This is a genomic window from Spongiibacter sp. (genome assembly GCF_041602295.1).
GTDB lineage: Bacteria > Pseudomonadota > Gammaproteobacteria > Pseudomonadales > Spongiibacteraceae > Spongiibacter.
Map to the genome: position 1 here is coordinate 1 of NZ_JBFIGO010000153.1, position 4,520 is coordinate 4,520.

At 57.4% G+C, this 4,520-nt stretch carries 3 protein-coding genes; 1 reads left to right on the forward strand and 2 read right to left on the reverse strand.

Translation table 11 applies throughout. From position 1 onward, the window contains the following. A partial coding sequence (locus ABYM29_RS14860) for a CocE/NonD family hydrolase (protein ID WP_372865571.1) occupies positions 1–1,167 on the forward strand: 1,167 nt, incomplete at its 5' end. A gap of 67 nt (positions 1,168–1,234) precedes the next feature. Here the strand turns inward: ABYM29_RS14860 and ABYM29_RS14865 are convergent. Together ABYM29_RS14865 and ABYM29_RS14870 are read right to left on the reverse strand one after the other, a co-directional pair. Next, a complete protein-coding gene (locus ABYM29_RS14865; RefSeq protein WP_372865572.1) occupies positions 1,235–2,149 on the reverse strand; it encodes a 3-ketosteroid-9-alpha-hydroxylase in 915 nt (304 codons plus the stop codon). A 149-nt stretch (positions 2,150–2,298) separates the two neighbouring features. Further along, positions 2,299–4,520, reverse strand: a 2,222-nt coding sequence (locus ABYM29_RS14870; RefSeq protein ID WP_372865573.1) for a TonB-dependent receptor, incomplete at its 5' end; no start/stop codon positions are given.

A 4,520-nucleotide genomic window follows, 5' to 3' on the forward strand; every position in this document is an offset into this window, starting at 1 on the left:
GCCTATGCCGACAACGGCCCGACCCCGGCCACCGAAATAAACAATCCGCTGATCGGGGCGGTTGGCGGCTCCTACGGCGGCGGCTTTCAGCACTTGATTTACGCCATTGACGGCAAACACCGCCTCGATGCTATTGCCCCAGATATCACTTGGCACGACCTGCGCTACTCACTGTATTCGGGCAATGTTTTCAAAACCCTGTGGGCCAGTGTGCTGTCTGCCGGCGGCAACCGCCCCGGTAACTCTCAAGATCAGGAAGTCAACGAGGGGCTGGCGACAGGCCTAGCCGCCAATATGCTCGATGACGAAAAGCTTGCCCTGCTCTACCGCAACAGCCTGGCCTCGCACTGCGTCAAAGATGGCAACAACTCCACCGCTGGTGGCAGCCTGCGCCCCATTGATGCCTTCCTGACCCAGTCGCATATGGACACGCTGTTTAACTTCAACGATGCCTATTACAACTTTAATTGCCTGAGCGCCTTGGGCGGCGATGTGCGCCTGTTCACCAAGGCCGTTGGCCACGGCATCGACAACGGCGACGGCGACGATGTCTGCGGCCGCCTGGACCGCAACGCCATGACGGTGAACTGGTACCGGGAAAAGCTGTTGTTTGAAGACGGCGCCGCCGACGAGATTCCCAAGGTCTGTCTCAACCTCGGCAGCACTGGTGCCGATGGTATCGCCCTGAGCGAGGTTCCCTATGGTGGCAGCAGCGTGGCGATCTCCAGCCTACTGCCGGTTATCGCCCACGAGGCCAACCAAATCCCCACGGAAATCGAGCTGTACACCGCAACTGCAGACGGTGAGGTCATTGCCGGAGTGCCGACCATCAACCTCAGCATGAGCATTGCAGAACAGCAGGCGGGCTCACCGGTCATCGAGCCCATTCTGTTTGTCGGCTTGGGCATCCGCGAAGCTGGCGACACCTCGCCGCAACCACCGACGGCACTGATGAACCAGGTCACGCCATTTCGCGGCTTTGACGACCATCCGCGCGACCTTGTCGGCGTCATGAGTCGCCTGCAGGCCGGCGACAAGCTGGTACTGCTGGTCTACGGTTCCTACCCCAGCCAGTACCCCACTTCGGCGTCACCGCTGCCGGTGCCCGTTCAGATCAGCGGTTCGGTGGATCTGCCGCTGCTGCCGGCGGCGCAAGTCGCACCCTGAACCGCTCCCGCCCACCGGCTAGCGCCGGTGGGCTTTCAGCCGCTCTGCACAGTCCCTTGCCGCTTTCTCAATGATCGTAGCGCAACTGGTATTCCCGGTAGCGCAGGCGCTCTTCGTTCACCTCAGCTAAGGGCTGATAGAACTGCGCATACCAAGTTCTGAGTTTGTGAATGGGACCGTCGCCATCACAGAGCAGCGGATTATCGACGCGGGTTTTGTTGTGCCAGATCGCCACATCCTCGGCAAAGGCCGCAAAGGCCTGCTCGCCATAACTTGCACAGAGCTGGGCATTATCTGCCGCGCTCAACTGTGGCAGGCGCCTGACCATCACCGCATAGCGAATATCAAAGCACTGCTGATGCAGCGGAATATGGCTTAACAGCAGATAACTTTCTATCACTTGGCCGTCGTAGCGACCGCGCATATAGGTGGTTTGATACGCCGGCCCGTAGTACTTGGCATAGCTATACAATTCGGCATCACCCGATAGGCGCTCGCTGTGCCCGCGCATTTCCTGCACAAAGGTGTGGCCATCCATAATATTGCGGAAGCTGCGCACGTGGGCGCCGTGCACCGGGCCAAAGTGCGCCGCGTCGGCCATGTTGTCGATTAATTCGCGGCAATTGGCGTGAATGCGGTATTCGCGCATCTGCCAGGGACTCCACTGGCGCGAGTCGCACTCGTCCATAACCGGCGGCTGCTGAAGCGCTAGCGGCGGCTTGCCGTCGGGGTCATACCAGCACAACAGCAGGCGGTTGCGTTGCAAGGTTGGCAGCAATTGACCGGCCAGGCGAACTTCAAAGCGGGCGCCCCAACAGCGCACCGCCAGCTCGCTGCCAAAGCCCGCGATCGTTTGCCGGGCATCATTAGGGGGCCTGAAGCTATCCAGCAGTCCCAGGCAAAACCAACCCCGCGGATAGCGCTCGGGGAGTTCTGCAGCCTGAATTTGATACGGGGGGTAAGACGGGGTTTGTTGCGACATAACGAGACTCCATTCAATGATTATTTTACTGCCCTGGGGCACTCATCGAATCTAGTCAGTTTTGTAAAGCCCTCCCCTCGTCTCAGTAGACGAGAAAAACGGCAGCTCATCTAAGCGGATTACGCCATATCGATGAGCTGCCTGAACACTCAGCCGCCCCAGTTGTAGATCAAGTCGAAACCGTAGCTACGCGGTTCACCAAACATCACCGAACGACCGGCCTGCGGCAGGTTATGGATGTTGTTCACGCTATATTCTTCATCCAGCAGGTTTTTACTCCACAAGGCCACATCCAAAATGCCATCGAACAGCGGCAGTTCATACCAGCCCACGCGGGCGTTGAGCACGGCAAAATCGTCCTGACGGTCGGCGTCAAAGGTGGCAAACTCCTTGCGGCCGCCGCCATTGCGCTCGTCGGTATAGGAATATGTGGCGTTAAAGGCAATATTGCCGCGGTTCATGCTGTTCCACAGTGTCCAGTCCACCATCGCGGTGTAGGCGTGACGCGGCGCCGAGTCAAACACAAAGCCGTCGTCGACTTCGCCGGACAGCGGATTGCGACTGGGCTCAATGGCGGCATCCAGATAGGCGTAATTCAACACCAGCAGCAGGTTTTCCGAGGCCAGCCAGGTGCTGTCCATCTCAAACCCCTTCAGGGTGGATTCACCGGCATTGGCCACTGTGGTATCACTGGTGGTATTGGGCACGCTGAAGTTAAGCTGCTGATCGACAAAGTCCTGTTGGAAAATATCGGCATTAAACTGGAAGCGATTATTAAAAAATCGCGATTTCAAGCCCAGTTCATAGGCGGTGACTTTCTCTTCATCAAAGCCATCGATATAGCGCTGCGCGCCCTCGGCAGTGACCTGTTCGCGGGTATTGAAGCCGCCGCTTTTGTAGGCCTCATTCACCTTGAAGTAGAGGTTCACATCGTCGTTAAACTCATATTCAGTGATAAAGCTAAACGAATCATCCTTAAAATCTTTATCGCCGCGCACATTGTAAAAAGCGTCCGACAGCTGGGTGGCAATATCATTGTTGTCGCGGTCAGTGTTATCGAGATCGCCCGGCACAACAATTAAACTGATTTGGCGACGCAGCGCTGCGGATTTGCGATTGTCTTCCGAATGACGGGCCCCCAGCGTAAAGCTTAAACGGTCGTCCAGTACCGGCGGTCGCCAGGTGAACTGGGCGAACATGGCCATTGCGGTATTTTCAATATCGAAGCGCGCCTCGGTAAGCACCTCGATACGATTGCCGGTGTTGTTGCCGTCGGCGGCGCTGCCCAGTGGCCCCGACAGCAGGTGCCCGACCTTACCCGCCCCCTGCGTCGCCGTTTCTTCGAAGTAATACAAGCCGGTGATATAGGACAGGCGCTGATCCAGCAGCGAGCCCGACAGCTGCAATTCGTGGGAAAACTGTTCCTGCTCAATGAGCGGATGCACTGCGCCGTATTGCACACTGCGCCCTACACAGGGATTACACACGGCAGAGTCGCCCGGCACCGCCGCTACCGGGAAGCTGAAAATCGGACTGTTATCCAAACGATAGCCGTCGCTGCGCGCCCCAGTGGCCAAAATCGTGGGCGTGTTGTCATACAGTTCACGCTCGGCATAGATATATTTCAGCACCATGTCCTCACTGAACTGGTAGTCCACGGAAAGCTGATGACCGGAAATTTCACTCTCGGCCTCTTCCATTGGGATCGGTGAGTGGATGCTATCGGGGCGCTTACCGGAGGGATTAAAGTCGTAGAATTGCCGAGCACCGGAGTTAATCAGGTTAGTAAAGGCAATGCCCTGATTGGCATCCGGGTTGGGAATAGGGTCCGAGGGGCGAATATGCGAATAGCTCACGTTGGTATTATCGACCGACGCCTTGTCGTAGGCGTAATCGATATGCAGGCGCTCATTCACATCCCAGCCAAAGTCAAAGCGATAGCCCTCGGTGCTGGAGTCGCCAAAGTCGCCGCCCTGCCCGCTGTTTTCGATATAGCCATCCACCGTCTTGGTAAAATAGGCCAATTTCGCCGCCGCGCCCTGCCACAAGGGGCTGTTTACCATGGTCTTACTACTAAACAAATTGCGATCGCCCACGGTGAAGGCCTGCTTAAACTGCAGGGCGTCGATGTTGGGGCGACGGGTAATCAGGTTGACCGCACCGCCGGTGGAATTGCGGCCGTAGAGTGTGCCCTGGGGGCCGCGCAACACCTCGATGCGGGTCAGGTCGGCCAAATCCGTCGCCAGCGCGGCGGAGCGCGCGATATAGGCGCCATCAACATACACCCCAACCGGCGGGTCCTGAGTAATTTGCGCGTCGATCAAACCAATACCGCGAATATAGATACGCAGTGTGGTGGTATTAATGGGAA